Source organism: Oceanobacillus iheyensis HTE831, assembly GCF_000011245.1.
Lineage (GTDB): Bacteria > Bacillota > Bacilli > Bacillales > Amphibacillaceae > Oceanobacillus > Oceanobacillus iheyensis.
The window spans coordinates 1,852,384-1,878,097 of the sequence record NC_004193.1; the positions used below are offsets into that span (position 1 = coordinate 1,852,384).

The window sequence follows — 25,714 nt, forward strand, 5'->3', positions numbered from 1 at the left end:
ATAGTATATAACTAATTATAACGACTGATCATCCATTTGAAAATTAATTGAAAAATAGATATTCCTAATATTATGCCACCAAAAATAAAATCCCCGATAGAGAACCTCTCTACCGGGGATTACTACATGCTCTATTATTTTGGACGTCCTTGTGTTACTCCAATTCTAGAGTGGAAGAATAAACTTAATAAAATCACTCTTTTGGATTTGATGAAAAACGGTTGATCCTATAATTTTTTAATAATTGTTTTACTATCGGATACAGAAGTAATAAAAACACTCCATTTCCTATAGCATGAGCTGTATCAAAAGGTAATCCGGCTAAATAATATGGAATAAAATGACCGGTTACCTGATAAGTTGTTAATGAGATAACAATTCCAAATAAATAACCAGAAACAATCCCAAATATGACAATAAACCACAATGGTGTTTTTGATACATACTTTCCAATGAGACCGCTTAATAAGCCAATAAGGCACCAAGAAATCATTTGCCAGATTGTCCATATCCCCATGCCTAATAACATATTGGACAAAAAAGTAGTAAGTAATCCAACGATGATAGCAGACAATGGACCTAATAAAATGCCACAAATAATAATGATAGCTGTAACTGGTTGAACATTGGGAAGAAACTGAAATGCGTATCTGCCACCAACTGCAAGCGCACTTAGTATCGCTAATAGCGTAAGCTTATACGTATTCATAACCTATTCCCAAGATTGTAAATCAAAAACAACTTCATCTCCCGGTGATAATTCATAATCACCAGCACCTACTGTAGCCATTTCACCATTCACCGTATACATCCAGGCTGTCTTTTCTTCGTCACTTGCTTCTACACGTTCAATGGAAGTAATAAAATCACTGTCATCGGATTCTATAAAAAAGTTTTCTTCTAATACGTTTAATAGAATATCTCCTTCTTCAATAGAGATTGATTTTTCATTAACATGTTCCGTTCCGTGATCAATTGAAATTGTTATACGGACTTCATCTTCAGCCAATTCTTGAGAAGATTCGTTTGTGCTGACCCTTGTATTACTATTGTTTTGTTCGGAGCTATCAGTTGAACAACCTAAAAGTAATCCAATAGATAAAAACAGTACCCCTACATATGAAATCCATTTTTTCAATAAAACCATCTCCTTCTTCACATTGCAGCTTGAAAGCCAATGCTTGCATAACGTCGCCGTTTGATTTGGATACCAAACAAAATAACACGGTCTAGACTGTTATAATATTTCACCATAATTTTCTAATTAATTTTGTTTAATGGGAATTTCAAAACTAAATGTGGTACCCGCATCTAGTTTACTTTTTACATAAATTGATCCATGATGAGCATCAATGATATTTTTAGCAATTGCCAGTCCTAAACCTGTTCCTTGTTTTTCTTTTTTGACTCGTGATTTGTCCGCTTTGTAGAATCGTTCAAATATAAACGGTAAGTCTTCTTCAGGAATACCACTACCGCTATCTTTTACTTCTACATATAACTTATCTTGATTACTTACAGCAAGAACTTTTACAAATCCATTGTTAGAGGTATGACGAATTGCATTATCAATTAAATTTGTTAATACTTGTTCGATTCGATCTGGATCCATCTCTCCAATTTGGTGTTCGATGTCTACTGTAAGTTCTAATTCGACCATTTCTTCACGGGAAATACCTTGGAATTTGTGAACAATTCTTTCAATAAATGGCTGAATTGCTACAGAATCCAATCGTAATTGAATTTGACCTGCCTCCATTCGGGCTAAATCGAGCAATTCATTTACTAATCTGCCCATTCTTAGTGATTCTTCATATATAATCTGCGCTAACTCATTTTTCTCTTCTTTTGAACTAGCAACATCATCTACAATGGCCTCACTATATCCTTGCAGCATTGAAATTGGAGTACGAAGTTCATGGGACACATTAGCAATAAAGTCTTTTCTTAACTTATCTAACCTTCTTTCCTCCGTCATATCTCGTATTACTGCAACACATCCACGTACATGGGATTCATCATATAAAGGAGTTACAAGCATTACATAACTGCGACCTTGTACTGCAGATTCTTTCAGAACGGCATATTCTTTTGTGATAACTTCTAGTAATGCTTCTTTTACTTCTGTCGGTAGATGGTTCTGTCCCTCTGATTCATCGGGATTTTCATAAAACCATTCATCCATATATTTCTTTGCAGGTGGGTTAATAACAAGGACTTCCCCTTCACGATTTAATGTAAATACACCATCTGCCATAGAACTTACAATGCTAGATAGTTGCTCTTTTTCCTGACGTAACGCATTAATATGATAATTCAATTGCCGTCCCATACGATTAAATTCAATTGCGAGTTCACCAATTTCATCACGTGTAAGAACAGGTACTTTTGTGTTAAATTCGCCTCTTGTCAAGTTATGAGCTGCTTCTTTCATCTTTATTAAAGGCGAAGTAATTCGTGTTGATAAAAAAACAGCAAAGAACGTAGTTAAAAGTATTGCAATGCCCGCACTCAACAAAATAAGCTTGGTCGTTTGATCTTTTGTTTGATTAATCATATCTAGTGATTTATAAACAAATACTGCTCCGCCGTCATCTATTGGTGCACCAACTAGAATTACTTCTGTATTATTAGCTGTATGAAATTGATTACTAATTTGTTGCTTATCTTCAATTACAGTGTTAATTTCTTCTTGTCCCTCTATCCAGTCAACGTCAAATTCTTGAAGATTCTCATCATTGCTATCTGATATCCAGTTTTCTTGTTCAGAGTACATAATAGCAATTCGACTAGAGGGATCTTTCAACATTTCTGTAACTTCTTCAATGAAAGGCTGTTCATGATCGGTTTCCACTAGGGAAGATATTTTTGTTGCCATTTGCTCCATTTCATTCTCAGCTTCTTGTATATGATAATTATCAAAGAACTGCATAAGGAAAAAAGTGAGCACACATAAAACAAATGATACTAACAGTAAAATGGTTAATGACAGCTTACCAACTACACTTTTCCAAAACATTAGTTTTCTTCTACCTCAAATTTGTATCCTACACCCCAAACCGTCACGATCATTTTGGCAGCTTCTTTAGAAACTGTATTTAATTTTTCTCTAAGTCTCTTGACATGTGTATCTACAGTTCGCAAATCACCAAAGAATTCATATTGCCAAACTTCTTTTAATAACTGCTCTCTATTAAATACTTTATCTGGTGCGTTTGCTAAGAAGCATAACAGTTCATACTCTTTTGGAGTTAAACTTACTTCTTGATTATCCGCTGCGACTCGGTGTGCATCATGATCGATCGTCAGATGTGGGAATACAAGCATATTTTTAGATGATGTATCTACTTCTTGATAGGTTTTCGTTGACACTCTTCGAAGTAATGCTTTCACTCGAAGTACTGCCTCTCTTGGACTAAATGGCTTTACTATATAGTCATCAGCTCCAACCTCAAACCCTTGTACACGGTTCGATTCTTCGCCTTTAGCAGTTAGCATAATCACAGGTGTATCCTTTTCCTTACGTAATTCTTTACAAACTTCAATACCATCTTTTTCAGGCATCATAATATCTAAAATAATTACATCATAATCATTCGCTAACGCTTTTTCCAAAGCAACATCGCCATCAGCTGCTTCATCTATTTCAAAATCCTCTTTTTCTAAGTACATTTTTATTAAACGACGAATTCTATCTTCATCGTCAACTACTAGTATTTTATGTGTTATATCCATTGCCAATCCTCCTCAAGTCAATCTATATAAATTATAAACGAATCTATATTAAAAGTTAAGAAATCAAGTGTTCATAATATGTTCACATCATCGCATAATTAAAATACTGTATAACAATTATACGAAAATCCGAACTATCAAACGCGTAAACTTGAGCGATGTATAGTTCGGATACAATTTGAAAACTTATTCCGTCAATTAAGCATAAGAATGTAATCCTGCTAGCACTAAATTGACAACAATTAAGTTAAACATGATAATAGCAAAACCTACTACTGCTAGCCATGCAGATTTCTCACCATGCCAACCTCTTGACAATCGTAAATGTAGGAACGCTGCATAGAAGAACCAAGTAATGAGTGCCCAAACTTCTTTTGGATCCCATCCCCAAAATCTTCCCCAAGCTAGTTGCGCCCAGATTGCTGCAAAGATTAGTCCTCCAAGTGTGAATACTGGAAAACCAATTGCTACTGAACGATACATGATTTCATCAAGCATATCAGGTTTTACACCTTTTAATACTGGTTGTAGCTTTGCTCCAATTCGTTTTCTCGTAAACAACAACGTCAATAGGTATATAGCTGTTCCTGTAATGAATGACCAAATAACTGTATTGAATTTTCTACCAGCATCAGCACCCTGCATCCACTTTGGAGCTTCAATTATAGGTGACATTGCATTTTCCGTTAATAACTCACCACTATTAGGTGCTGCAATTGCCGGAAGATGGTATTCGGTCGTTGTCGTTGCACCGTTTTCTGTATATTCAAAAGTAGCTTGATAGGATGCCATGTTAAATACTGAAGTAATGACAATAAAACCAATAAATAAAAATATACAATATAAAACGAATTCTAATGAAAAATTTCGTAAAGAAATTTTTGATTGATCAATTTGACGAATTAAATACATTAGTCCAGCAACAAAACTGATAAATAATATCCCTTGTCCAAGTGCTACAGTAGTTACATGTATACTTAACCAGTGACTTTGCAGCGATGGTACTAGAGGGGATACTTCTGTTGAAAACATACTAGCATAGGCAATAATTATCATGGTAATTGGTAATGCAAATAATCCAAGAAATGCAGTTTTATAATAAATATATATTATAATAAATGCCAGTATCATCGACATACCTAAAAATGTTGTAAACTCAAATAAGTTACTTACAGGTGCATGTCCCGTTATAGACCACCGTGTAAAGAAATATACGAGCTGTGAAACAAATCCCACAATGGTAATATATAAGCCAATTGAGCCTGATATCGTTTTTTGATGTCGTTCTTTCTTATTCTGACGGATAGCCCCACCAAAAAAGAATGTCGCGATCAAGTATAAAATAAAGGCTATAAATAACGATCCATTACTAATACTTAATAAATCCATTGTTTATCCTCCTAATCTTGGATTAGTTGCATAAGAAAGCAACTAATCCTCCAGTTCTTGTTGATCATTAACCATTTTAATTGAAGTACCTTCTAGTGATTTCTCGATATCTTTCTTAATACCGAACCAATTTTTATTGGTATGTCCGGCCAAGAATACACCATTTTCTGTTGGATGGATCCAGACACGTCGATGTTGCCAGTACATACCTTGGATAACTCCAATCATAAAGATCGCGGCACCTACGATAAAGAACGGCAACGTCCTATCAGCATTTAAGGTCAAACCACTTGCATCTCTTAGCTCAAAATCTTCCATGCTAATCTTATAATCATTTTCTCCAGTAGCGTCGATGTTTTTACCTATTCCTAAAAAGCTCACTTCGCCCGTTTCGGACTCTGGTGGAAACAAGGTTAATACAAACGCTGGATTTCTCGGATTATTTGTTTGTGAGACAGGAGTTCCCTCTTCAGTCATTACATAATCCGGAAAATAATTTGTGACCTCTACTCTAAATCCATTATCTAGTTCATAGGAAGATTGTGGTTCTGATAAATCTATTGAAAATGTTGCTAAAGATGTCTCATTTTCATCATTTGTCTCATGAATCTTAAATGTAAATGAATCAAATTCATTTACTTGGTAACCGGATTGATATAGCGTATAACTACCAAACTTTGCCGGTTCATTCATGCGTATCGATTGGCTTGAATGCTCCTCTAATTCCGGTTCTGCACCTGGAATATCTGCATTTTTAGCTTCGTAAATAATTACATCTGATTGGAAATTACTAGGTATTTCCCCTTCTTTTAAAATTGCTTCCTGAAATCTCTCATCTTCAGGGTCGTGAGTTTCCATTACAAATTGTTCGTTCTTTATGTAGTACTGTCCATCAGTTCCTGGTATTACCATCTGCTCGCCTTCTCTAATCCAAATATATTCCTCAGAAAACATAAGGGGAGTTGTACGCAATAGCGCCGCCAAAAGAATTATAATTAATCCAATATGATTGACGTAAGGACCCCAGCGAGAGAATCTACCCTTTTCAGCTAATATATGTCCATTATCATATGTAAGCTTGTAATTAGATTTCTTTAAATTCGATGCAAATTGATCAATTTCTTCTTTGTCTACTTGATCAGTTTCACTATATAAACGTTGTCTTGACAAAAACTTAACATGTTTTTTTGCACTTTGATTTCGTAACGCTCGGAATAGTGGTACAAATCGATCTAAACTACAAATTACTAGCGATATACCGATCAGTGCAATAAGGACCATATACCACCACGAGCTATATAAGTTATGAAACCCGAGCTGATAATATATTAATCCTAAAATACCATAACGGTCTTCATAAAAGATAGCTGGATCCCGAGATACCGCATTTTGTGGAATAAATTCTTCCTGTGGAAAAATAGTTCCAAAAATGGATGCTACTAAAGCGATAACAATCAACCAAACGCCAACTTTTACAGATGAAAAGAAGCTCCAGATTTTATCTACAATTGACTTCTTATACGTTTGTGAACGACGAGCTGATCCATCATATCTCATATTTAACAGTTTTGAATCTTGGTTACCATCAATATGTTGGTTTCCTTCCACTGGTTTTCCACAAGATTCACATAATACTGTTCCTTCGGGATTAACATGACCACACTCACATTTTATCTTATTCATACTATCCCTCCATCCCAAGGCCTTTCTTAATTCTGTTGTGGAGCAATATCATTTAAATAGCCTTCTAATCTATCTAAAGTTAGTGCCCCTTGAACAATCTCTTCTATTTCCCCATTTGGTTTAATAAAATAAGTTGTAGGCATCGGACCAATTTTATAAAGATCTTTTACCTCTCCATTTTTATCATGAGGAACCGGAAATGTTAAGTCATATTCATCAATAAATTGATCTACAACCAATTCTGTCCCATCTAAACTTACTGCAACAATTTCAACACCTTTTTCTTTATATTCCGCATATAAGTCTTGCATATAAGGCATTTCTGCTTTACAAGGGTCACACCATGTAGCCCAAAAGTTTAGCATGACACCTTTCCCCTCTAAATCACTTAACTGAACAGTTGATTGGTCAACCTCTTCGCTAATCTGTTTCAGTTGAAAATCGGGGGCAGCATCACCAACACGATATATTTTATTATCATCTTTCATATTAGAAACAATAGCGAATACTACTGCTGCTACTAAAATAAGTAATATGGATGACCTGAAAATGAAGCGATTTCTTTTTTTCTTCTGTTTATTTGTCTTATTTTGTTGAATATCCAATGTAACACTCCCTCCCAGGTCATTATATCATTTAAGACTATTTATAAATTTGACCATTATCTTACAATTTTTGAGCTTGTGCACGTAATTGGTTGACTTCTTTAGGAGTTAATGATCGATATTCCCCTGCATTTAAGCCTTCTAACCCAATAAAGTCATAGCGTTCACGTTTTAATTTCATGACTGGATAGCCCAATTCTTCTAACATACGACGGACTTGTCGATTCTTTCCTTCATGTAAGGTTAGTTCTATAATGGAAGTCTTTTTCTGGTGGTCCGTAGATAGTAACTTCACTTGAACTGCTTTAAGTACATCTTTATCTGAACGTATTCCTTTTTGCAGTAAAGCTAATTCCTTCTTATTCGGTATACCTCTTACCTTCGCAATATATACCTTGTCTATTTCATGACGAGGGTGCATGAGTAAGTTAGCAAAATCCCCATCGTTGGTTAATAGTAAAACTCCTGAAGTATCATAATCCAATCTTCCAATTGGAAAGATTCGTTGTTCTACAGCCTCGAAATAATCGGTAACCACTTTCCTGCCTTTATCATCTTTCACACTGGAAATTACTCCTCTTGGCTTGTATAAAAGAAAATAAACAGGTGTTTCCTTTTCAAGTGGAACACCGTCTACAACAATCTCATCGTTTGCTGTAACCTTAACTCCCATCTCCTGAACGGTCTCTCCATTTACCTTAACTTTTCCATCAAGAATCATTTGTTCTGCTTTTCTTCGTGATGTAACCCCGCTCTGCGCAATCACTTTTTGAAGTCTTTCACCATTGTTCGTCATTCTAATCACCATTCTTTTTGTATTTAACCATAATAATAGCGTTAATATTATATTAACGCTATCAAGTGTATTATCCAAACATTATTTTAACAAGAACTATTGTAGAAAGTATAGCAATTAGATCTGCAAGTAATCCAACTTTTAAAGCATATCGTATCTTTTTGATACCTATAGCTCCAAAATAGACAGTAATAATATATAAAGTCGTATCAGTACTTCCTTGCATAACAGAAGCAATTCTTCCTATGAATGAATCAGGACCGTAAGTAGAAATTAATTCCGTAGTCATACCTAAAGCTGCAGTTCCTGATATCGGCCTTATTAACGCTAATGGCAATACTTCAGATGGAATTCCAAACACAGATAAGATTGGTGAAATTAATTGCACAAAAGCTTCCATTGCACCCGAACTCCTAAGAATCGATATCGCAACAATCATTCCAACTAAAAAAGGAAGCAAAGAAAATGCCGTTTTGACACCCTCTTTCCCTCCTTCTACAAATAAATCATAGGCAGGTATTTTTCGGACCGCTGCCATTACTAGAATAACCAATATAAAACTAGGAATAATCCAAATACTAATAGATGTGATAATCTCCATTAATTTTTCCCCCAAGTACTTTTATAATGATAAAAACGATCTATCATCAGCCCTGCAGTTGTCGCAATGATAGTAGCCATTATAGTTGCAGAGACAATTTCTGTTGGAGATGCAGATTCATATTGCATTCGAATTCCAATTACAGTCGTAGGCACGATGGTAAGTCCCGTTGTATTCAATGTGAGAAAGGTAATCATCGATCGAGAGGCGGTGTCACTATCTTTATTTAATTTTTTCATTTCTTCCATTGCTTTAATACCAATCGGGGTAGCAGCATTTCCTAGTCCAAACATATTTGCCGTCATATTTGAAAGAATATAGCCAATCGCGGGATGGTCTTTCGGTATATCAGGGAATATCCGTACGACAATTGGGCGAAAAACTTTTGCTAATAAATCTAGTAATCCTGCTTCCTTAGCAATTCTCATCATACCTAACCAAAAAACCAGTATACTAATAAGTCCAATAGATAATGTAACAGCATCACCAGCACTTTCAAAGATTGCTTGATTTACCTCTTCCATATTTCCGCTAAACATAGCATAAACGATCCCAATTACTGCCATGGAGATCCAAATCCAATTGATCATATTGATTCTCTTCCAATGATGGATTCAAATACGGTTTTTAGGTTATCAAAGATAGAGTTATTCGGTTGTTCTCCTGGATAAATATACGATTCATACACTTCTTGATTGTTGATATAATAAACAGATTTCCCAATCGCTTGTTTTGAATCACTACGTACATCGGATAAAAAATAATTCTTCACATCTACATTGTCATTACCGTCCTTTAATAATGGGAGGTTTACAGCTTTATTATAATTCCCATATACTTTACTTGTCTTAGGTTCTATATGATAAAGTGCCGTACCTTCTTCTTGAACTGTTTTCATTTCGAATTGTTCAAATCCCCACTCAAACATACCAATATGATCTTGCCAATCATCTGGAGCATCTAAAGTAACTGCAATTAAATCCATTCCATTTTTATGAGCTGAAGTGACTAATGTTCGTCCAGTAGCCTTCGTATAACCAGTCTTACCGCCTGTACAATATTCATATAAACGAGTCAACAGTTTATTTTTGTTTTGCCAATGATAGGTTCTGTTATTCGAAAGATATGAATCGGATTGACTAACCTCTCTAAACATCGGATTATCCATTGCATATTTCATAAGAATTGCCATATCATATGCACTAGAGTAATGTGTGTCTGAATCCAAACCATGAGGATTATCAAAATGCGTGTTTTCCATTCCTAACCACTTGGCTTTTTCGTTCATCAAGTAAACAAATCCTTCTTCACTACCTCCAACATGTTCAGCTATTGCTACCGCTGCATCATTTCCTGATCGAAGCATTAATCCATAAACTAAATCTTTTAGAGGAATTTCTTCTCCTTGTTCTAGATATATAGAGGATCCTTCAGTATAAATTGCTTTTCTCGAAGTAGTTACTTGTTCATCTAACATCCCAGATTCTATAGCAATAATTGCTGTCATGATTTTTGTAATGCTTGCTATGGAAGCTTCTTCGTTTGCATTTTTCTCAAATAACACTCTGCCTGTTGATTGTTCAATTAATACTGCGTTATTTGCTGATACAGACGGCAATGCTTGTCCATACGAAGGAAAACTCATGAATAATATTAATGATGTTAATAATCCTATGAATACACGCATCAATTCTTGTCCTCCTAAAATTCTTTTCTATAATTATCTTATGCAAGTCAGAAATGGTTATGTCATTCTTTATTTAAGAGATTTGATAATTCTGCAAGAAGATTTTAGGAATTAAAAAAATCCCTTAAAGGGATTTAGTAGATTCAATATCATTTATACTTCATCTTGAAATCGTTCAAAAAATAAATCTGCCTCTCGTTCTTCTTTATCAGGGTCAATATTTTCTGGGAGAGGTGGTAAATCATCCAGCGTTGCCAATCCAAAGAAAGTAAGAAATTCTTTACTTGTTTGAAATAGTACTGGTCTGCCAACTGTGTCTTTTCTCCCTGTTTCTTCGATCAAATTTCGTGTGATTAATGTTTGAACAGGTCGTTCACTACGAACACCTCTTATCTCATCAATCTCTGCTCTTGTTATCGGTTGACGGTAAGCTATTATAGCAAGAGTTTCTAAAGCTGCTTGTGACATCTTGCTTGTACGAGGAGAATCAATTAAACGTTTAAAATAAGAGCTGTGTTCTGGTTTTGTGGCTAAATGAAATATATTATTGGATTGAATTATCATTAATCCACGGTCTTCTCGCTCATATTCAAACCGTAATTCCTCTAATATATGTTCTACTGTATCAAGCCCTATATCTAATATTTTGCTTAATTGCTTTGCCGTAACACCTTCATCGCCACTAGCAAATAGTAATCCTTCTATAACGCCTTTAAATTCATTCATATTCACGTAGATTCCTCCATGCTATATAAATACAGTTCTTCAAAATGTCGTTCCTGTACAGCATAAATTTGCTTATCCTTCATTAATTCAAGAACTGCTACAAATGTAACGACAATATAATTTTTAGTCGGTGAAGGAAATAATTTATCAAACACCAATCCATCTGAGTTGGACTGCACCTGCTGCAGAACTTCTTTCATGCGTGTCTCAATTGGAATATCCATTCGTTGCACTGTTGTATCATGTGGTTCAGTCCATTCTTTTCTTTTTAACATATTTTTCAATGCACCAACCATATCGAATATTGAAATATCGGTTTGGTTGGTTGTAATCTTTTCCGGTATGTCTTTGAATTCAAAAACAACTGGTGGACGAGTGTATAATTGGTTGTCTTCACTTTCCTTTTCTTTTAAGCGCTCTGCTATTTCTTTATATTTTCGGTACTCAATCAGTCGTTGCATCAATTCTTCCCTTGGGTCTTCCATATACTCTTCATCAAGATCATCTTCTAACTCTTGCTTTGGCAAAAGCATTTGGCTTTTTATCGCTAATAATGTGGAGGCCATTACTAAGTATTCACTAGCTATATTTAATTCCAAATGCTGCATAGTATGTATATACTCCATATATTGTTGTGTAATTTGAGCTACAGGAATATCATATATGTCGATTTCAAATTGATTAATTAAATGTAATAATAAATCTAATGGACCCTCAAATGTATCCAGTTTTACTTTATATCCTTCGTGCATAGTATGGTTTCCTTTCAAAAAATAATTAGATATGTGAGTTGCGCCCATACACAGTATACATATCTTACATAAGCTATAGCGTAGTATAAATGTTATCACAAAACATTTATGTAATGAACACAAAGGAGGCAGTTAAACATGAGTGGTGGATATGGTTATGCAGGTGGATTCGCGTTAATCGTTGTTCTGTTTATCTTATTAGTTATTGTCGGTGCTGCTTGGTTCTAAAAGGCAGAGCTTAAATAAAGCATTATACTTTTTCAAGCAGTTGCTGCAGCTGACGAAAAAAACCAGCCCTTAGTCAATGGGCTGGTTTTTTTTACCAAATATTCCTTGCTATCGACCTTTTTAACTACCTATACACTTTTCAAAGAAATTTTGTATTTCCTCAGTCGGTGTAACTTCATACTTATTACCATAAATACGATTGATTTCTTGAATCATCTTTTGACCAATCCCATTATTACGGTGAGATGGATTCACGGAAATATGCTGAATTACTAATGATGTTTCATCCATTACTTGTACACCAATGGCACCTAATACATCATCATCTTCTTTCCACAAATGTAAATGCCAGTGATCAAGTTGTTCATAATCTTTAATTGTTTGCTGTAATTTTTTTACGTCTTTTTTTTCTTCAGGCATAAAAGATAATAAACCCATTGCAATTTTTTCAAGATTTTTTTTATAACGAATTAACATGATTACCCCTCATTAATTGCTGTAATGGTAATTCTTTATTAGAGTCAGGCAATTGTATTATACCAACTGACTATATTCTATTTATGTCATGCTAAATATTATTTGTCAACTTTTGTTCATTTTAGAATTAGTATAAATATCTCTGATAGCAAGCCATATTGCTAAGCCGTCAGATGATTTTTCCTTCCATTTAAAAGGAATTAAATTAACAATTGCTAACCATAAATTAAACCAAATAGCTAAACTTATCAACAAATTCTCACTATCTATTCCAAACTGAAATAATAGCAGTAAAAATACGATGATATTAAATAAAGGACCTAAAAAAGCAATAATTGCTCGTTGATAAGGCAACAAATCATAATTAAAATGATAAAAACTTCCCCCACCTAATATGTAAAAAGAATTTATGTTGAATTGAAGTTTTCTTATATTCTTTTTCATTATAGGTTTGCCAAATCCAATATGTATAAAAATATGTGTTGCTTTATAAACAAAGGACCCTGAAACATGACCAATTTCATGAATCAGGGTAATAATCGGAGCAATAATAAACAAAAAGACAACGATATCTATTAGGTTCATTATTAAAGCCGATTAAGAATTGATACGAATTTCTTTCATTGTATCGCCATTACGCATTGCTTTTGCATGTTCAATTCCTGATGTAACTTTACCAAATACGGTATGAACACCATCAAGATGAGGTTGAGGCTCATGAACAATGAAAAATTGACTGCTTCCAGTATCTTTACCAGCGTGTGCCATCGATAAAGAACCCTCTTCATGTTTATGTGGATTACCTTCCGTTTCACACTTTATCGTATATCCAGCAGAACCAGTACCGTTTCCTACAGGACAACCTCCTTGACTTACAAACCCTGGAATCACTCGGTGAAAAGTAAGACCATCGTAGAATTGATCAGAAGCAAGTTTTTCAAAATTAGCAACAGTGCTAGGTGCCTCTTCTGGATAAAGTTCGAATTCAATTTTATTTCCATTTTCCATTAAAACATATCCTGTTTTCATAGTTATTAACTCCTTATATCATAGATTCTCACCTATTTTATCACTTCTTGTCAAATATATAAATAAAGAACTTCTTATTCATAGGATAAATCATTACGAACTACATCTTGATATGTTTCTCGCCTAACGACTAATTGATCTCTTCCATTTTCCACAAATACTACAGCTGCATTTGGAAGACGGTTATAATGGCTTGCCATAGAATAGCTATAAGCACCTGTTGAAAATACGGCTAGTACATCACCACTATTAATTTCTGGTACAGGTAAATCCCAAATAAGCATGTCACCAGATTCACAACATTTACCGGCAATTGATACTTCTTTTTCTATGGGATTCTTTGGATGATTTGCAATAACCGCTTCATATGCTGCATTATACAGAGCGGGTCTAATATTATCTGTCATACCACCATCAATTGAATAATATTCTCTTATACCTGGTATTTGTTTATTTGATCCAATGGTATATAAGGTAATACCAGCATTTCCTACAATCGATCTGCCAGGCTCAATCCAAATCTCTGGCATTTCCATCGAAAGCTGTTTGACATGTGTTTGTACAGCATCTGCCATACTCTTTATATATTTATCTAACGGTAGTGGTTGGTCGTCTTTTGTATAGCGAATTCCAAAACCTCCGCCTAAATTAAGAACATTGGGCTGATAGTCGTATTTATTATTCCATTTTTCAAGTTCTGAAAATAATAAATCTGTAGCTACTTGAAATCCACTTGTTTCGAATATTTGAGATCCTATATGACAGTGCAACCCTTGAAAACGAATTTGCTGATGATTATGTAAACGTTTAAATGCTTGTTCAGCTTGTCCATTCTGCAAATCAAATCCAAACTTAGAGTCTTCATTGCCTGTCATAATATATTGATGTGTTTTCGATTCAACACCAGGAGTTACACGAATTAAAACATCCATTTGTTTTTGTTTTTCTTCTAAAACTTTTTCCAACAGATCGATATCATGAAAGTTATCAATAACTATACAACCAATTTCATAATCGACTGCCATTCTAATTTCTTCGATACTTTTATTATTCCCATGCATATGTATTCGTTCAGTTGGGAACTCAGCTTGTAAAGCTGTATATAATTCTCCTTCTGATATAACATCAAGACATAATCCTTCTTGTTTAGCCACCTGAAGCATAGCTATAGAAGAAAAAGCTTTACTAGCATAAGCGACCTTTCCTTTAACACCTTTTTCTGTAAATGCTTGAACAAACGCCCGTGCATTATTTCTGATAAGTGCAACGTCATACACATACAAAGGAGTGCCGTATTTCTTTGCTAAATCAAGTGTATCCAAACCGCCTATTTCCAAATGTCCTTTTTCATTAACTGTGAAAGGGTGAGTATCTATTATCATAATTCTAATTTCCCCCGTAATTTCAAATAATAAAAACACTTTATCACAACACTGTAAAAAACAAAAGTGTGAGTTGAAATCAAGATGCTTAAAAAGTAAGAGCTTGTTCGAAAAAGCATTTGAACAAGCTCCTACTAAGTTATGGTTGACGGTAATTATTTTTAGGATGGACAATACTTGGTCTACTCTTCGTATAAGGAACTGGAACACGAATAAGAATTTGAACCATTGCTTTCGAATTAAATGGAATTAACGGCCATAAATATGGTGTTTTCAATGACTTTATTTGAATCAGGAAAAGGATATACAAAGTAATGGATATCATATAACCTGGGAGGCCAAATAATCCAACAATAATCACAAGAGTCATACTAACAACTTTATTTGCTACACTTATTTCATAACTTGGCGTGACATAATTACCTATCGAAGCTGTAGATACATAGAGTATAACTTCAGGTGAAAATAACCCTACTTCAATCGCTATCTCTCCAATTAAGACTGCTGCAATTAATCCCATTGACGTTGATAGTGGTGTAGGGGTGTGAATGGCCGCCATCCGTAAAAATTCAATACCTATCATTGCTAAGAGTGCTTGTATAACAATAGGTACATTTCCTTCATCGTTAGGACCAATAAAGCTTAAGCTTTCTGGTAATAAGGACGGTTCGTTAGCAAACAATACCCATGTTGGCAACAAAAATAACGCTGCTAATACTGCCATAAATCGAATTATTCTTATAAACGTACCAATAGAAGGTACTTGTCGATATTCTTCAGCGTGTTGAAGATGGTGAAAGTAAGTGGTAGGCAGTATAATTGCACTAGGTGATGTATCTACAAAAATCAGTACATGTCCTTCTAATAGATGACTTGCAGCTACATCTGGACGTTCTGTATAACGAACCATCGGGTATATATTCCATCTTCGTAAAATTAAAAACTCTTCTAATGTTTTTTCTGCCATGGATATCCCATCAAGTTTAATTTGACTAATATGGTTTTTAATAAGTTTAATTAGCCCATCATCAGCTACATCTTGTAGATAAGTGATACAGACATCTGTTTTCGACCTCTCTCCGACTTTTACCATTTCATTTCTTAAATTTTCATCCCGTAGCCTTCTCCGGGTAAGTGCTGTATTTTCAATGATATTTTCAGTATAACCGTCCCTTGATCCTCGAATAACTTTTTCTGTATCAGGTTCTTCTGGAGATCTGCCTGGATAATTACGTACATCAACTATTTGAGCATATCGCTCTCCGTCTATAAATACGGCAACAAGACCACTTAGAACTTGATCAACTGCTTCATCCATTGTTTTAACGGACTCAACTTGTTGATGCACAAGTCTATTTTCAATTATTTCTGGAAGCATTCTTTTATTTGTTTCTACATCATTAATTTCTACTAGTTTTTTTAACATTTCTTGAATAACTGATGTATCACAAAGTCCAGTTACATAATAAATATGAATACGTTGCTTCAGAATAATAAGTTCTCGATAACCTATATCAAAGGAAGTTTTAATTCCAAGTTTTGTCTTCAAATAATTGAAATTCTCTTCAATTTTCGGTGAAATCATACGCTTTTGCTCTGATTTTAGTCTATTCATAAAATCGATAACCTGCCTTTTTGTTTATCGTACAAATATGGTCCATTGAAATAAGGATCCGAACACTTTACCTAGTAATAGTGCCATCATAAAAATTAATACAAATGCGTCCATTCCTATTCTTCGGGATAATATAGGAAAGACATTTACTACTTCTGTTAAAGCCGCTGCTAACATTCCATTAAATATTCCATGTAATAATCCCCAAAATATAACTATGATAGTAGTCTGATTAAGTGTTATTGGCGCAAAAGAAAAATAAGTTCCTATTAACAACCCAAATATAACTGCCCCCCCGTATGCTTTTGTAAATGCTTCTGACTTACTTAACTGTACTAGGCGCGGGATAATACCCAGCACTGTTATAAAAGCTACAAAACCTGCCCCAACAGCTAAACCACCACTAAAGCCAATAAAAATTTGGAGGAATTTAAGAAGAATTTCTTGGATCATTTAAGTCATTTTCCATGTAAGTAATATATTGATTAATATCTTGTTGATAATTAAATATTTCTATCTCTAAGGGGCTTGGTTCTTCATTAAATCGTTTATTAAACCAGTGATTGAAAAATAATAAGGTTCCTACTCCTAAACCCAAGGAGTATGGAATCTGAATCCAAAGAGGAAACTCATTTCCCACCCCAGTTAAGAGTAAATAAATTTTTTGATGTACTTGCTGCATACTTACGTCATAATGAAAATTCATGATAGTCATAGCAGTACCAACAAACAGTAATAACCATACGAAAGAAACAATCCATAGGTTGGTCTGCTTTTTTCTATTCTGAATATGGATAATTGTTTGTTCATAACCCAATAATTGAATTTCAATATTAGGGAATATAGAAATTAAATGATCTACAATTAAGAAGCTATCGATTATTAATATGTTTTTATCTTTTTCAGTAATGCGATAAATAGGCGTCAACTCAAGTTTTTTTTTATAGGAAACATTAGAGGAAATATGAGCAATATCCTCTAAATACAATTGCTTTTTATGGGCAATATTAACTTTTTTATGCATACGTAAGTAGACAATATCAGCCATAATTCAGCCTTCTTTCCTGTAATGTAGATTGAGTATAGTATTAGTCAATTCAAAGGTTTTTATTATAAATCGTGCAAATTTCAATTCAAGTTGTTTTCTAGCTTACTTACTACTATTTTCTTAATGGAACTTAGCAATTATGTTTTTGTAGAAGAATATTACACTAAAAATAGAGCCTCCCAAAAAGGAGGCTATCAGCTTGTAGAGAAAGTATGGTATTTTCTCTGCAAGCTTTTTTATATGGTTAAAATAATCAAGAGAAAAATAAGATATATCATGAAAATAAACTCCCATCTACCTATCCTTGCTTGGATAGGTAGATGGCAATCTTCTTCATGTTCTGGCAGGCTGCGGTGAGTAATACTTGCTCTCCCGCATTCTGCAATCCCCTCAACCTGCAGTAGCGAAGTCCATGCAGCTCTTTAGAGTCTGCAAAACTTCGCTCTACTTTTTCTTTTCTAAATTTGTATAGCTTTTTTCCGGAAACGGATAACCGGTTTAATCGCACGTGTTCTTTATGTTCTTCCCAAACATGACGGGTGACTACTTTCTGATGATTATTCGAGCGGGTACACTGTTTCAAAAGCGGACAGGATATACACTTTTTTGGGTCTGATTTAAATTCTCTGTAACCTTCTCGTGTCGTTGTTTTATATGGCAATTCTTCTCCATTCGGACAAGTATAACTATCTCGGTCTTCATCATAACGGAATTTCCACTTCGGAAATAACCCTTTCGTTGGATGATAGCGACGGTGAGCGATGACGCCGAATATATTCCGATCAGCTAATCCCTTACAGATTGGATTCGTTAAATAACCGGAGTCTAAAGCCACTGCTTCCACGATAAAATCAAACCGTTTGATTTGCCGGTCTAACCGTTTCAGATAAGGGACCGAATCATGTACATTTCCCGGAGTGACGTACGCGTCTGTAATAATATTATATTTCATATCTGTGGTTCGATGATCTAAGTAACAGAACATTTCTTGTTTGTGGTCCCGAGACATAAAACCACTTTCCGGATCTGTTTTACTTTTCCGAATGGTTTTGACTTGTTTCACTTCCTCTCTATCTCTTAGGACCTTTTTTTCCATTCTGTTTACGATCCTCTTGAATGGCTTGGTTTAGTTCTTCTACGTAGTCTCGTGTTTCCACTTCGACTTCTTCCCGACTAAATTTATGTTTATTGGCATTCGCTTTCAAATGAGTGGAATCCGTAAAAAGAACTCTTCCTCCAACCATACGGTGATTCATAGCTTGGAGAACAATTTCATCAAAAATTTCTTGGAAAATCTCCGTATCTTTAAAACGGGTTCGACGGTTCCAACTGATGGTAGAATGGTGAGGAACTGGATCTGTCAGTTTTAAACCTAGAAACCAGCGGTAAGCATTATTTGTTTGAATTTCCTTTTCAAGTTGGCGTTCCGAACGAATGCCAAAAAAATACCCAACAAACATCATTTTGAATAAAATAAGGGGGTCTAGAGAGGGACGACCATTATCTTCACAATAATAAGGTTTTACTTTTTCAATAATAAAAGAGAAATCAATGTATTTATCTATTTTCCGTAGTAAATGGTCTTGGGGGACTAAATCTTCTAAACAAACAAATTCCATTTCATTTTGCATGTGTTTTCTCGTGTGAAACAAGCTCATCACCGCCTTTGTTTGGTACTTCTATTATACCAAATAATTACGGTCAATTGGGGCTGTTTCCCACATAAAAATAGACTGCCGAGGGTTTCTCGACAGCCTGAGAGCCTCCCAAAAAGGAGGCTCTTTACGTGCTAACTTGTATCCATATTTTTTTTCATATCCTCTAAAATCTTTTTCTCTAGTCGTGATACTTGTACCTGTGAAATTCCTAATCTTTCTGCTACCTCTGTTTGTGTTTTATCCTTATAATAACGAAGATATATGATTAGACGCTCTCTTTCCGTCAAACTTCGAATTGCTTCTTGTAATGATAGTTTTTCAAACCACTTTGAATCTTGATCTGCGATCTGATCTAACAATGTTATTGGATCACCATCATTTTCAAACACGGTCTCATAGATCGATTGTGGTGACTTTGCTGCTTCTTGCGCATGAACAACTTCTTCCGGCTGTAATTCAAGCGCTTCTGCTAATTCGTTCACAGTTGGCGAACGCCCATATTGTTTCGTCATTTCATCTTTTTTTCTTCTTATTTTATTTCCTATTTCTTTCAAAGATCTACTTACTTTAATACTGCCATCATCACGAATAAAACGCTGAATCTCTCCGATAATCATCGGTACAGCATAGGTGGAAAATTTAACATCATAACTTAAATCAAATTTATCAATTGATTTTATTAAACCAATACTTCCAATTTGAAATAAATCATCCGGATCGTACCCCCGATTAATAAATCGTTGAACTACTGACCATACAAGTCGTATATTTTTCTCTACTAAACGGTCTCTTGCTGATTGGTCCCCTTGCTGGCTCAAACGTATAAGTTCTTTTACCTGCTCATCGGAAAGCTGCTCCCGCTCCCGTGTTTTATTCACATTCATGATTAGACCTTAATTATAAACAGTTTTTGATTTCGAAAGTTGTTTGGTCATATATACGGAAGTACCTTTTTCGGGAGCAGAAATAACTTCCACAGAATCCATAAAGTTTTCAATAATTGTAAATCCCATTCCAGATCGTTCTAGTTCTGGCTTCGAAGTATACAAAGGTTCTCTTGCTTCATCAATATCCTTTATACCAACTCCTTCATCACGAATGGTTATTTCAATTTCATCATCCTGAAGCACGCATTCAATGTAAACTTTATGGTGAGGTTCATTATGATATCCATGAATGATTGAATTGGTTACTGCTTCAGATACAACGGTCTTAATTTCCGTCAACTCATCCATAGTCGGATCTAACTGTGTTATAAAAGAAGCTACTGCTACACGAGCAAATGCTTCATTTTCACTGACACTTGCAAATGCGAGGGACATTTCATTTTTCATGATGCCACCCCCAATGCCTCTAATGCATAACGTTCATTTTCCGCTTTACGAACTATTTTAAATAGCCCTGACATTTCAAATAACCGTTGTATTGGAGGAGAGACGGAACACACCATCATTTCTCCCCCTAATTGTATTACCTCTTTATACCTTCCTAGTACTACTCCCAAACCAGAAGAATCCATAAAACTTACTTGTTCTAAATTTAATATAACGTGTTTAATCGGATTGTTATATATCATATCCTTCCATATATCTCTTAAAGCCTCCGTCTCATGATGGTCCAATTCCCCAGAAAGTCTGACGATGAGGACATCCCCTACAACATCAAAGTCAGAATGAAGTGCCATGTTTCACGATTCCTCCCTTTAAAATATTTCTTAGATAGCTAATTTCTTCAAGACTTAAGCGAATTCCTGCCTGTCGACAAAAGAAGTGAAAAAGTTACTTTATTATTAATGTTTCACCAATTCTTGTAAGGATCTTTTCATTAGATCACTAAATGATGCTTTTTCTATATTTTTACTAACCGTTAATGGTACTTCAGATATAATTGTATCTCCATCTTTAATGATTAATTTACCTACTTCATCCCCTTTTTGAATGGGGAATGTCCAAGATTCTTGTAATTTTACTTCTGTAGAAATATTCTTCTTCTCGTCACCTTTTTTGTGAATCGTACTTACAGAATGATCCGTAACGATATCTACCTTCGATTGATCAGCCTTTAATAAATCTACTTCCGTTACCTTGTCGCCTTTTGAGAATAAAGGATTTGTTTCATAGCTGTGGAATGCATAATCAAGCAATTCTGTTACCATACTGTTTCTTTCTTTTGGTGACTTTGCTCCCATCACTACGGCAACAACACGCATATTATCTCGTTTTGCAGTAGCTGTTAAGCAATATTTCGCTTCACTCGTATAACCAGTCTTTAACCCATCCGCGCCTTTGTAAAATCGAACTAATTTATTTGTATTAACAAGCCAAAATTCATTGTCTTGTCCTTGGCGAAGATAATCCTCATAGATTGATGTGTATTCTGTAATTGACTCGTGCTTTAAAAGTTCGTTTGCCATAATTGCCATATCATAAGCACTACTATAATGATTTTCCTCAGGCAATCCGGTAGTATTTTGGAATAATGTATTTTTTAAATTCAATTCTTTTGCTTTTTCATTCATCTTATTAACAAACGCTTCTTCACTACCAGCTATTTTTTCTGCTAAAGCAACACTTGCATCATTACCTGATGCTACTGCAACTCCTTTTAATAAATCATTTACTGTCATTTCTTCTCCAGCTTCCAAAAATATCTGAGAACCTCCCATGGAAGCGGCTTTATCACTTACAATAACAACATCATCCTTTGCTATATCTCCTTTTTCTAAGGATTCCATTATTAATAGCAAAGTCATAATCTTTGTCATACTTGCTGGGGGAAGTTGTTCGTGTGCATTTTTATCATATAGAATTGTCCCAGTATCTTGTTCCATAAGTATTCCAGAAGTAGCATCTTCAATTAAATTAACCTCCTGGTTACTTTCTTCTGCTGATACGGTATGACCAAAAAATAATACACCTAGTAACCCAATTATCATTATGTTTCGTATCTTTCTCATAGCCTTACCTCCAACTTCAATATATAGCAATAGTTTTTCCTTCAATTAGTGTTTTCATACCTCTGATGAAATTATCTTACTTCCTAAAACGATGAACTTTTATTTTGATAGCTAGCTAATTATTCCGTATAATTTGTACATAAATAAAGAAATTAGGAGGGAAATCCATTTGGGACAATCTATTAAAGGAAAGATAGCGTATATAACGGGTGCGAGTAGTGGGATTGGAAAAGCAACGGCTATTGAGTTAGCTAAACAAGGAGTGAATATCGGTTTATTAGCTCGCTCTGAACAAAAATTAAAAGATGTATCAGAAAGGATTCAAAATTTAGGAGTAAGTTCTCAATATCAAGTAGTAGATATTAGTGATGAAACTCAAGTAGATAATGCTATTACACAACTTGAAGGTCTTCTCGGAAAAGCAGATATTCTCATAAATAATGCAGGAATATCAACTTATGGCAATGTAGATGAAGTAACCTCTGCGGAGTGGAAACAAATATTCCATGTAAATGTCTTTGGAACCTATCATGTGACACGTCGGGTGTTACCACATATGAAAGAGAAAAACCAAGGAGATATTATCATGATTTCTTCCAGTAATGGTTTAAAAGGTACAGCTGGTTCTACTGCTTATAGCGGTTCAAAATTTGCAATCCAAGGTATGGCAGAAGCATTAATGCAAGAAGTCCGACCAAATAATATACGTGTATTTACGATGAACCCAAGTTTAGTTGCTACAGAATTAGTATTTGGCAATGATTTATCTGAAAAGAACGAAGATAAGTTTATGCAACCAGAAGATCTAGCTGAGTATATTGTATCTCAATTAAAGTTACATCCTCGTATATTTATAAAACAATCTCTACAATGGGCCACAAACCCGTTCTAGGTTTTTTGAGATGAAAAAAAGGGAGCTTATTTAACATTAATAAGTTTCCTTACTCTCGTCTCAATGGATCATTATTACATAATCCCTTTGCAAAAACATACTTTATTATAATAGCCTCAATCATTATTTTATAAGACAAACATACATTATTAACAGAAGTATATCCTCATTTATTAATAACGTATTACATTGAAATCAATATAATAAAAACCTAAAATTCCTCTTATAAAAACATAAGGTTTAGAAGAATTTAGGTTCTTATTTTTTCTTATCTTAATATGGTTAGGACAAAATTATGTTCTAATTTACTTGATAATTTTAATTACGCTATTCTTCGATTCTACAGCTTCTGTAGTATATGTCATTGCTTTTTTAATCTTTTGAATAACTTCATCATTGTTTTGTTTATTTGAATGGATGGTTGCAATTTTATCTCCTTTTTTAATTGCATCTCCTAATTTAACATGGAATGTTATTCCTACTTGATGATCAATCTGATCTTCTTTCGTCTCTCTTCCAGCTCCAAGTAGCATAGCAGCCTCACCAATTGATTGTGTGTTCACAGATGCGTAGTACCCTTCCTCATCACTTAATACATCAATAGATTGATTAGCTTTTATTTCATTCACACTTTCTATATTTCCATCTTGTGCTTCAACAAATTCAACTAATTTACTATACGCCTTACCATTTGTAATTACATCAGAAACCAAGCTTTTTGCTTCTTCAATTGTTGAAGCTTTTTTCGCAAGCAATACCATTTGTGAAGCAATCTCTACAGATACATCATAAATATCTTTGCTATAATCATTATCCCGTAGTAATTTTATAGCTTCAATAACTTCATTCGCATTGCCAATTTCATCTCCTAAAGGCTGGTCCATTCTTGTAAGTACAGCAACTGTTTCACGATCTAATTTTTTACCAATTTCAACCATAGCAGTAGCTAGTTTTTCAGCTTCTTCTACCGTTTTCATAAAAGCACCATTACCAACTTTTATATCTAATACAATCGAATCTGCTCCTGAAGCAATTTTTTTGCTCATAATAGAGCTAGCAATTAAAGGAATCGAATCCACTGTACCTGTTACATCACGTAATGCATATAATTTTTTATCTGCAGGTACTAAGTTTCCGGATTGTCCAACTAATGCGATACCTTGCTCTTTCACTTGTTCTTTAAATTTATCTAATGGTAATTCTGTGTGAAATCCTTCAATAGATTCTAACTTGTCTACTGTACCTCCCGTATGTCCTAGACCTCTTCCACTCATCTTTGCAAATGGAATACCTAATGAAGCGATAATTGGTGCCACAATTAGACTGACTTTATCTCCTACACCACCTGTAGAATGCTTATCTACCACAATTGTATTTAAGAATGACATATCTATCTGATCTCCGGAATTCACCATAATTTCAGTCAAGTCAGATGTTTCCTGATTCGTTAATCCATTAAAATAAATTGCCATTAATAGAGAAGATACTTGATAATCGGGAATACTTCCTTCTACATATCCAGTAATTACATGCTGTAATTCTTCGTAAGTTAACACTTCTCCATATTTTTTCTTATTAATAATTTCTACCGTATTCATAATTTCTCCACCCTCTCCAAACTTGTACCATTACATTGATTGAATGATATTTCGAACAAATTGTAAAAAGCTCTCTCTCACTTTATCTGTTGTTTCGATCACTTCATCATGTGTTAAAGGTTGATCTAATATACCTGCTGCCATATTTGAAATACATGAAATTCCAAGTACCTTAATACCTGCATGGTTAGCTACAGTTACCTCAGGAACAGTTGACATTCCTACTGCATCTCCACCTAGAATACGTATCATCCTAACCTCAGCCGGTGTTTCATAAACGGGTCCACTATTACCAACGTACACACCTTGTTGTACAGCTAAATCTAATTTTCCAGCAATATTTTTTGCTAGTTTTAATAAGTCTTTATCGTACGCAGTAGACATATCAGGAAAACGAGGCCCATGTCTATTATCATTTGGACCTATTAATGGATTGTCTCCCATTTGATTAATATGATCTGTAATTAACATTAAGTCACCAGCAGAGAAAGATTCATTTACTCCTCCAGCTGCATTTGTAACAATTAATTGTTCTATATTTAATTCTTTCATTACTCGTACTGGAAATGTTACTTGTTGCATGGTATACCCTTCGTAGTAATGAAAACGACCTTGCATTGCAATAACTTGCTTTCCTTCCATTGCACCAATTACTAGTTGACCTTTATGACCAGAAACCGTTGACGTAGGAAAATGAGGGATATCTTTATATTCAATATGGATTGCATCCTCAATTTCATCTGCCAATACACCTAGACCAGATCCTAAGATTAAACCTATTGATGGTTCTCTGTTCATTTTTTCTTTTATAAAACTTGCTGCTTCTTGAATAAATTGATTATCCATTCTATCTTCCC

At 34.5% G+C, this 25,714-nt stretch carries 29 protein-coding genes; 2 read left to right on the forward strand and 27 right to left on the reverse strand.

Annotated features, from left to right (window positions below):
* Positions 1-193: 193 nt before the first annotated feature.
* The 13 genes from OB_RS09350 to OB_RS09410 form a co-directional block, all read right to left on the reverse strand.
* Entirely contained in the window at positions 194-709 is a 516-nt protein-coding gene (locus OB_RS09350; protein ID WP_011066214.1) for an ECF transporter S component, read from the reverse strand.
* A gap of 3 nt (positions 710-712) precedes the next feature.
* Entirely contained in the window at positions 713-1,138 is a 426-nt protein-coding gene (locus tag OB_RS09355) for a DUF4430 domain-containing protein (protein WP_011066215.1), read from the reverse strand.
* Between the two features lie 126 nt (positions 1,139-1,264).
* Positions 1,265-3,019, reverse strand: a complete 1,755-nt coding sequence (locus tag OB_RS09360) for an ATP-binding protein (protein WP_011066216.1) — start codon at positions 3,017-3,019, stop codon at positions 1,265-1,267.
* Positions 3,019-3,735 (reverse strand): response regulator transcription factor, encoded by a 717-nt coding sequence (locus tag OB_RS09365; RefSeq protein ID WP_011066217.1) that lies wholly within the window; start codon positions 3,733-3,735, stop codon positions 3,019-3,021. The genes OB_RS09360 and OB_RS09365 overlap by 1 nt, the downstream gene beginning before the upstream one ends.
* Positions 3,736-3,933: 198 nt before the next feature.
* Complete coding sequence (gene ccsB / locus OB_RS09370; RefSeq protein ID WP_011066218.1) at positions 3,934-5,124, reverse strand: c-type cytochrome biogenesis protein CcsB; 1,191 nt, start codon at positions 5,122-5,124, stop codon at positions 3,934-3,936.
* Positions 5,125-5,166: 42 nt separating this feature from the next.
* A complete protein-coding gene (locus OB_RS09375) occupies positions 5,167-6,807 on the reverse strand; it encodes a cytochrome c biogenesis protein ResB (RefSeq protein WP_011066219.1) in 1,641 nt (546 codons plus the stop codon).
* A gap of 26 nt (positions 6,808-6,833) precedes the next feature.
* The gene (resA, locus tag OB_RS09380; protein ID WP_011066220.1) at positions 6,834-7,412 is read right to left on the reverse strand and encodes a thiol-disulfide oxidoreductase ResA; all 579 of its coding nucleotides are present in this window, start codon (positions 7,410-7,412) and stop codon (positions 6,834-6,836) included.
* 61 nt (positions 7,413-7,473) lie between these two features.
* On the reverse strand, positions 7,474-8,208 hold the full coding sequence (locus OB_RS09385) for a pseudouridine synthase (protein WP_011066221.1): 735 nt from the start codon (positions 8,206-8,208) through the stop codon (positions 7,474-7,476).
* A gap of 70 nt (positions 8,209-8,278) precedes the next feature.
* Complete coding sequence (locus OB_RS09390; RefSeq protein WP_011066222.1) at positions 8,279-8,809, reverse strand: spore maturation protein; 531 nt, start codon at positions 8,807-8,809, stop codon at positions 8,279-8,281.
* Complete coding sequence (locus tag OB_RS09395; protein WP_011066223.1) at positions 8,809-9,399, reverse strand: nucleoside recognition domain-containing protein; 591 nt, start codon at positions 9,397-9,399, stop codon at positions 8,809-8,811. Before OB_RS09395 ends, OB_RS09390 begins: the two co-directional genes overlap by 1 nt.
* Positions 9,396-10,496 (reverse strand): D-alanyl-D-alanine carboxypeptidase family protein, encoded by a 1,101-nt coding sequence (locus tag OB_RS09400; RefSeq protein WP_041544165.1) that lies wholly within the window; start codon positions 10,494-10,496, stop codon positions 9,396-9,398. The genes OB_RS09395 and OB_RS09400 overlap by 4 nt, the downstream gene beginning before the upstream one ends.
* A gap of 153 nt (positions 10,497-10,649) precedes the next feature.
* Positions 10,650-11,228, reverse strand: coding sequence for an SMC-Scp complex subunit ScpB (scpB, locus tag OB_RS09405; RefSeq protein ID WP_011066225.1), 579 nt, complete (start codon positions 11,226-11,228; stop codon positions 10,650-10,652).
* Positions 11,225-11,974 carry a segregation/condensation protein A gene (locus OB_RS09410; RefSeq protein ID WP_011066226.1) on the reverse strand — a complete coding sequence of 250 codons (750 nt, stop codon included), beginning with the start codon at positions 11,972-11,974 and terminating at the stop codon, positions 11,225-11,227. Before OB_RS09410 ends, scpB begins: the two co-directional genes overlap by 4 nt.
* A gap of 138 nt (positions 11,975-12,112) precedes the next feature.
* Here OB_RS09410 and OB_RS09415 point away from each other — a divergent pair, with 138 nt between their 5' ends.
* Positions 12,113-12,202, forward strand: coding sequence for a YjcZ family sporulation protein (locus OB_RS09415; RefSeq protein ID WP_011066227.1), 90 nt, complete (start codon positions 12,113-12,115; stop codon positions 12,200-12,202).
* Positions 12,203-12,322: 120 nt separating this feature from the next.
* Here the strand turns inward: OB_RS09415 and OB_RS09420 are convergent, their stop codons facing one another.
* From OB_RS09420 to OB_RS09475, 12 genes are all read right to left on the reverse strand, one after another.
* On the reverse strand, positions 12,323-12,679 hold the full coding sequence (locus tag OB_RS09420; protein ID WP_011066228.1) for a GNAT family N-acetyltransferase: 357 nt from the start codon (positions 12,677-12,679) through the stop codon (positions 12,323-12,325).
* 105 nt (positions 12,680-12,784) lie between these two features.
* Entirely contained in the window at positions 12,785-13,264 is a 480-nt protein-coding gene (locus tag OB_RS09425; RefSeq protein WP_041544168.1) for a site-2 protease family protein, read from the reverse strand.
* 12 nt (positions 13,265-13,276) lie between these two features.
* Positions 13,277-13,708, reverse strand: a complete 432-nt coding sequence (locus OB_RS09430) for a peptidylprolyl isomerase (RefSeq protein ID WP_011066230.1) — start codon at positions 13,706-13,708, stop codon at positions 13,277-13,279.
* A gap of 74 nt (positions 13,709-13,782) precedes the next feature.
* A complete protein-coding gene (gene lysA, locus OB_RS09435) occupies positions 13,783-15,090 on the reverse strand; it encodes a diaminopimelate decarboxylase (RefSeq protein WP_011066231.1) in 1,308 nt (435 codons plus the stop codon).
* Between the two features lie 139 nt (positions 15,091-15,229).
* Complete coding sequence (locus tag OB_RS09440; protein WP_011066232.1) at positions 15,230-16,705, reverse strand: spore germination protein; 1,476 nt, start codon at positions 16,703-16,705, stop codon at positions 15,230-15,232.
* A 24-nt stretch (positions 16,706-16,729) separates the two neighbouring features.
* The gene (locus tag OB_RS09445; protein WP_011066233.1) at positions 16,730-17,158 is read right to left on the reverse strand and encodes a stage V sporulation protein AB; all 429 of its coding nucleotides are present in this window, start codon (positions 17,156-17,158) and stop codon (positions 16,730-16,732) included.
* Positions 17,136-17,753 (reverse strand): stage V sporulation protein AA, encoded by a 618-nt coding sequence (locus tag OB_RS09450; protein ID WP_011066234.1) that lies wholly within the window; start codon positions 17,751-17,753, stop codon positions 17,136-17,138. Before OB_RS09450 ends, OB_RS09445 begins: the two co-directional genes overlap by 23 nt.
* 298 nt (positions 17,754-18,051) lie before the next feature.
* A protein-coding gene (locus tag OB_RS09455; RefSeq protein WP_076611967.1) for an IS1182-like element ISOih1 family transposase occupies positions 18,052-19,411 on the reverse strand; the annotation gives its coding sequence in 2 pieces (ribosomal slippage) (positions 18,052-18,843 and positions 18,845-19,411; 1,359 coding nt in all).
* A gap of 131 nt (positions 19,412-19,542) precedes the next feature.
* Positions 19,543-20,295, reverse strand: a complete 753-nt coding sequence (sigF, locus tag OB_RS09460; RefSeq protein WP_011066235.1) for an RNA polymerase sporulation sigma factor SigF — start codon at positions 20,293-20,295, stop codon at positions 19,543-19,545.
* 9 nt (positions 20,296-20,304) lie between these two features.
* Entirely contained in the window at positions 20,305-20,745 is a 441-nt protein-coding gene (gene spoIIAB, locus OB_RS09465; RefSeq protein WP_011066236.1) for an anti-sigma F factor, read from the reverse strand.
* A complete protein-coding gene (gene spoIIAA, locus OB_RS09470; RefSeq protein ID WP_011066237.1) occupies positions 20,742-21,095 on the reverse strand; it encodes an anti-sigma F factor antagonist in 354 nt (117 codons plus the stop codon). The genes spoIIAB and spoIIAA overlap by 4 nt, the downstream gene beginning before the upstream one ends.
* Before the next feature lie 105 nt (positions 21,096-21,200).
* Positions 21,201-22,367: a D-alanyl-D-alanine carboxypeptidase family protein gene (locus OB_RS09475; RefSeq protein WP_011066238.1), complete on the reverse strand. Its 1,167-nt coding sequence runs from the start codon at positions 22,365-22,367 to the stop codon at positions 21,201-21,203.
* Positions 22,368-22,536: 169 nt separating this feature from the next.
* Between OB_RS09475 and OB_RS09480 the strand changes: the two genes are divergently transcribed.
* A complete protein-coding gene (locus tag OB_RS09480) occupies positions 22,537-23,259 on the forward strand; it encodes a 3-ketoacyl-ACP reductase (protein ID WP_011066239.1) in 723 nt (240 codons plus the stop codon).
* A 305-nt stretch (positions 23,260-23,564) separates the two neighbouring features.
* Here the strand turns inward: OB_RS09480 and OB_RS09485 are convergent, their stop codons facing one another.
* A complete protein-coding gene (locus OB_RS09485) occupies positions 23,565-24,857 on the reverse strand; it encodes a pyrimidine-nucleoside phosphorylase (protein ID WP_011066240.1) in 1,293 nt (430 codons plus the stop codon).
* Positions 24,858-24,887: 30 nt separating this feature from the next.
* Positions 24,888-25,703 (reverse strand): purine-nucleoside phosphorylase, encoded by an 816-nt coding sequence (locus tag OB_RS09490; RefSeq protein ID WP_011066241.1) that lies wholly within the window; start codon positions 25,701-25,703, stop codon positions 24,888-24,890.
* Positions 25,704-25,714 lie beyond the last annotated feature (11 nt).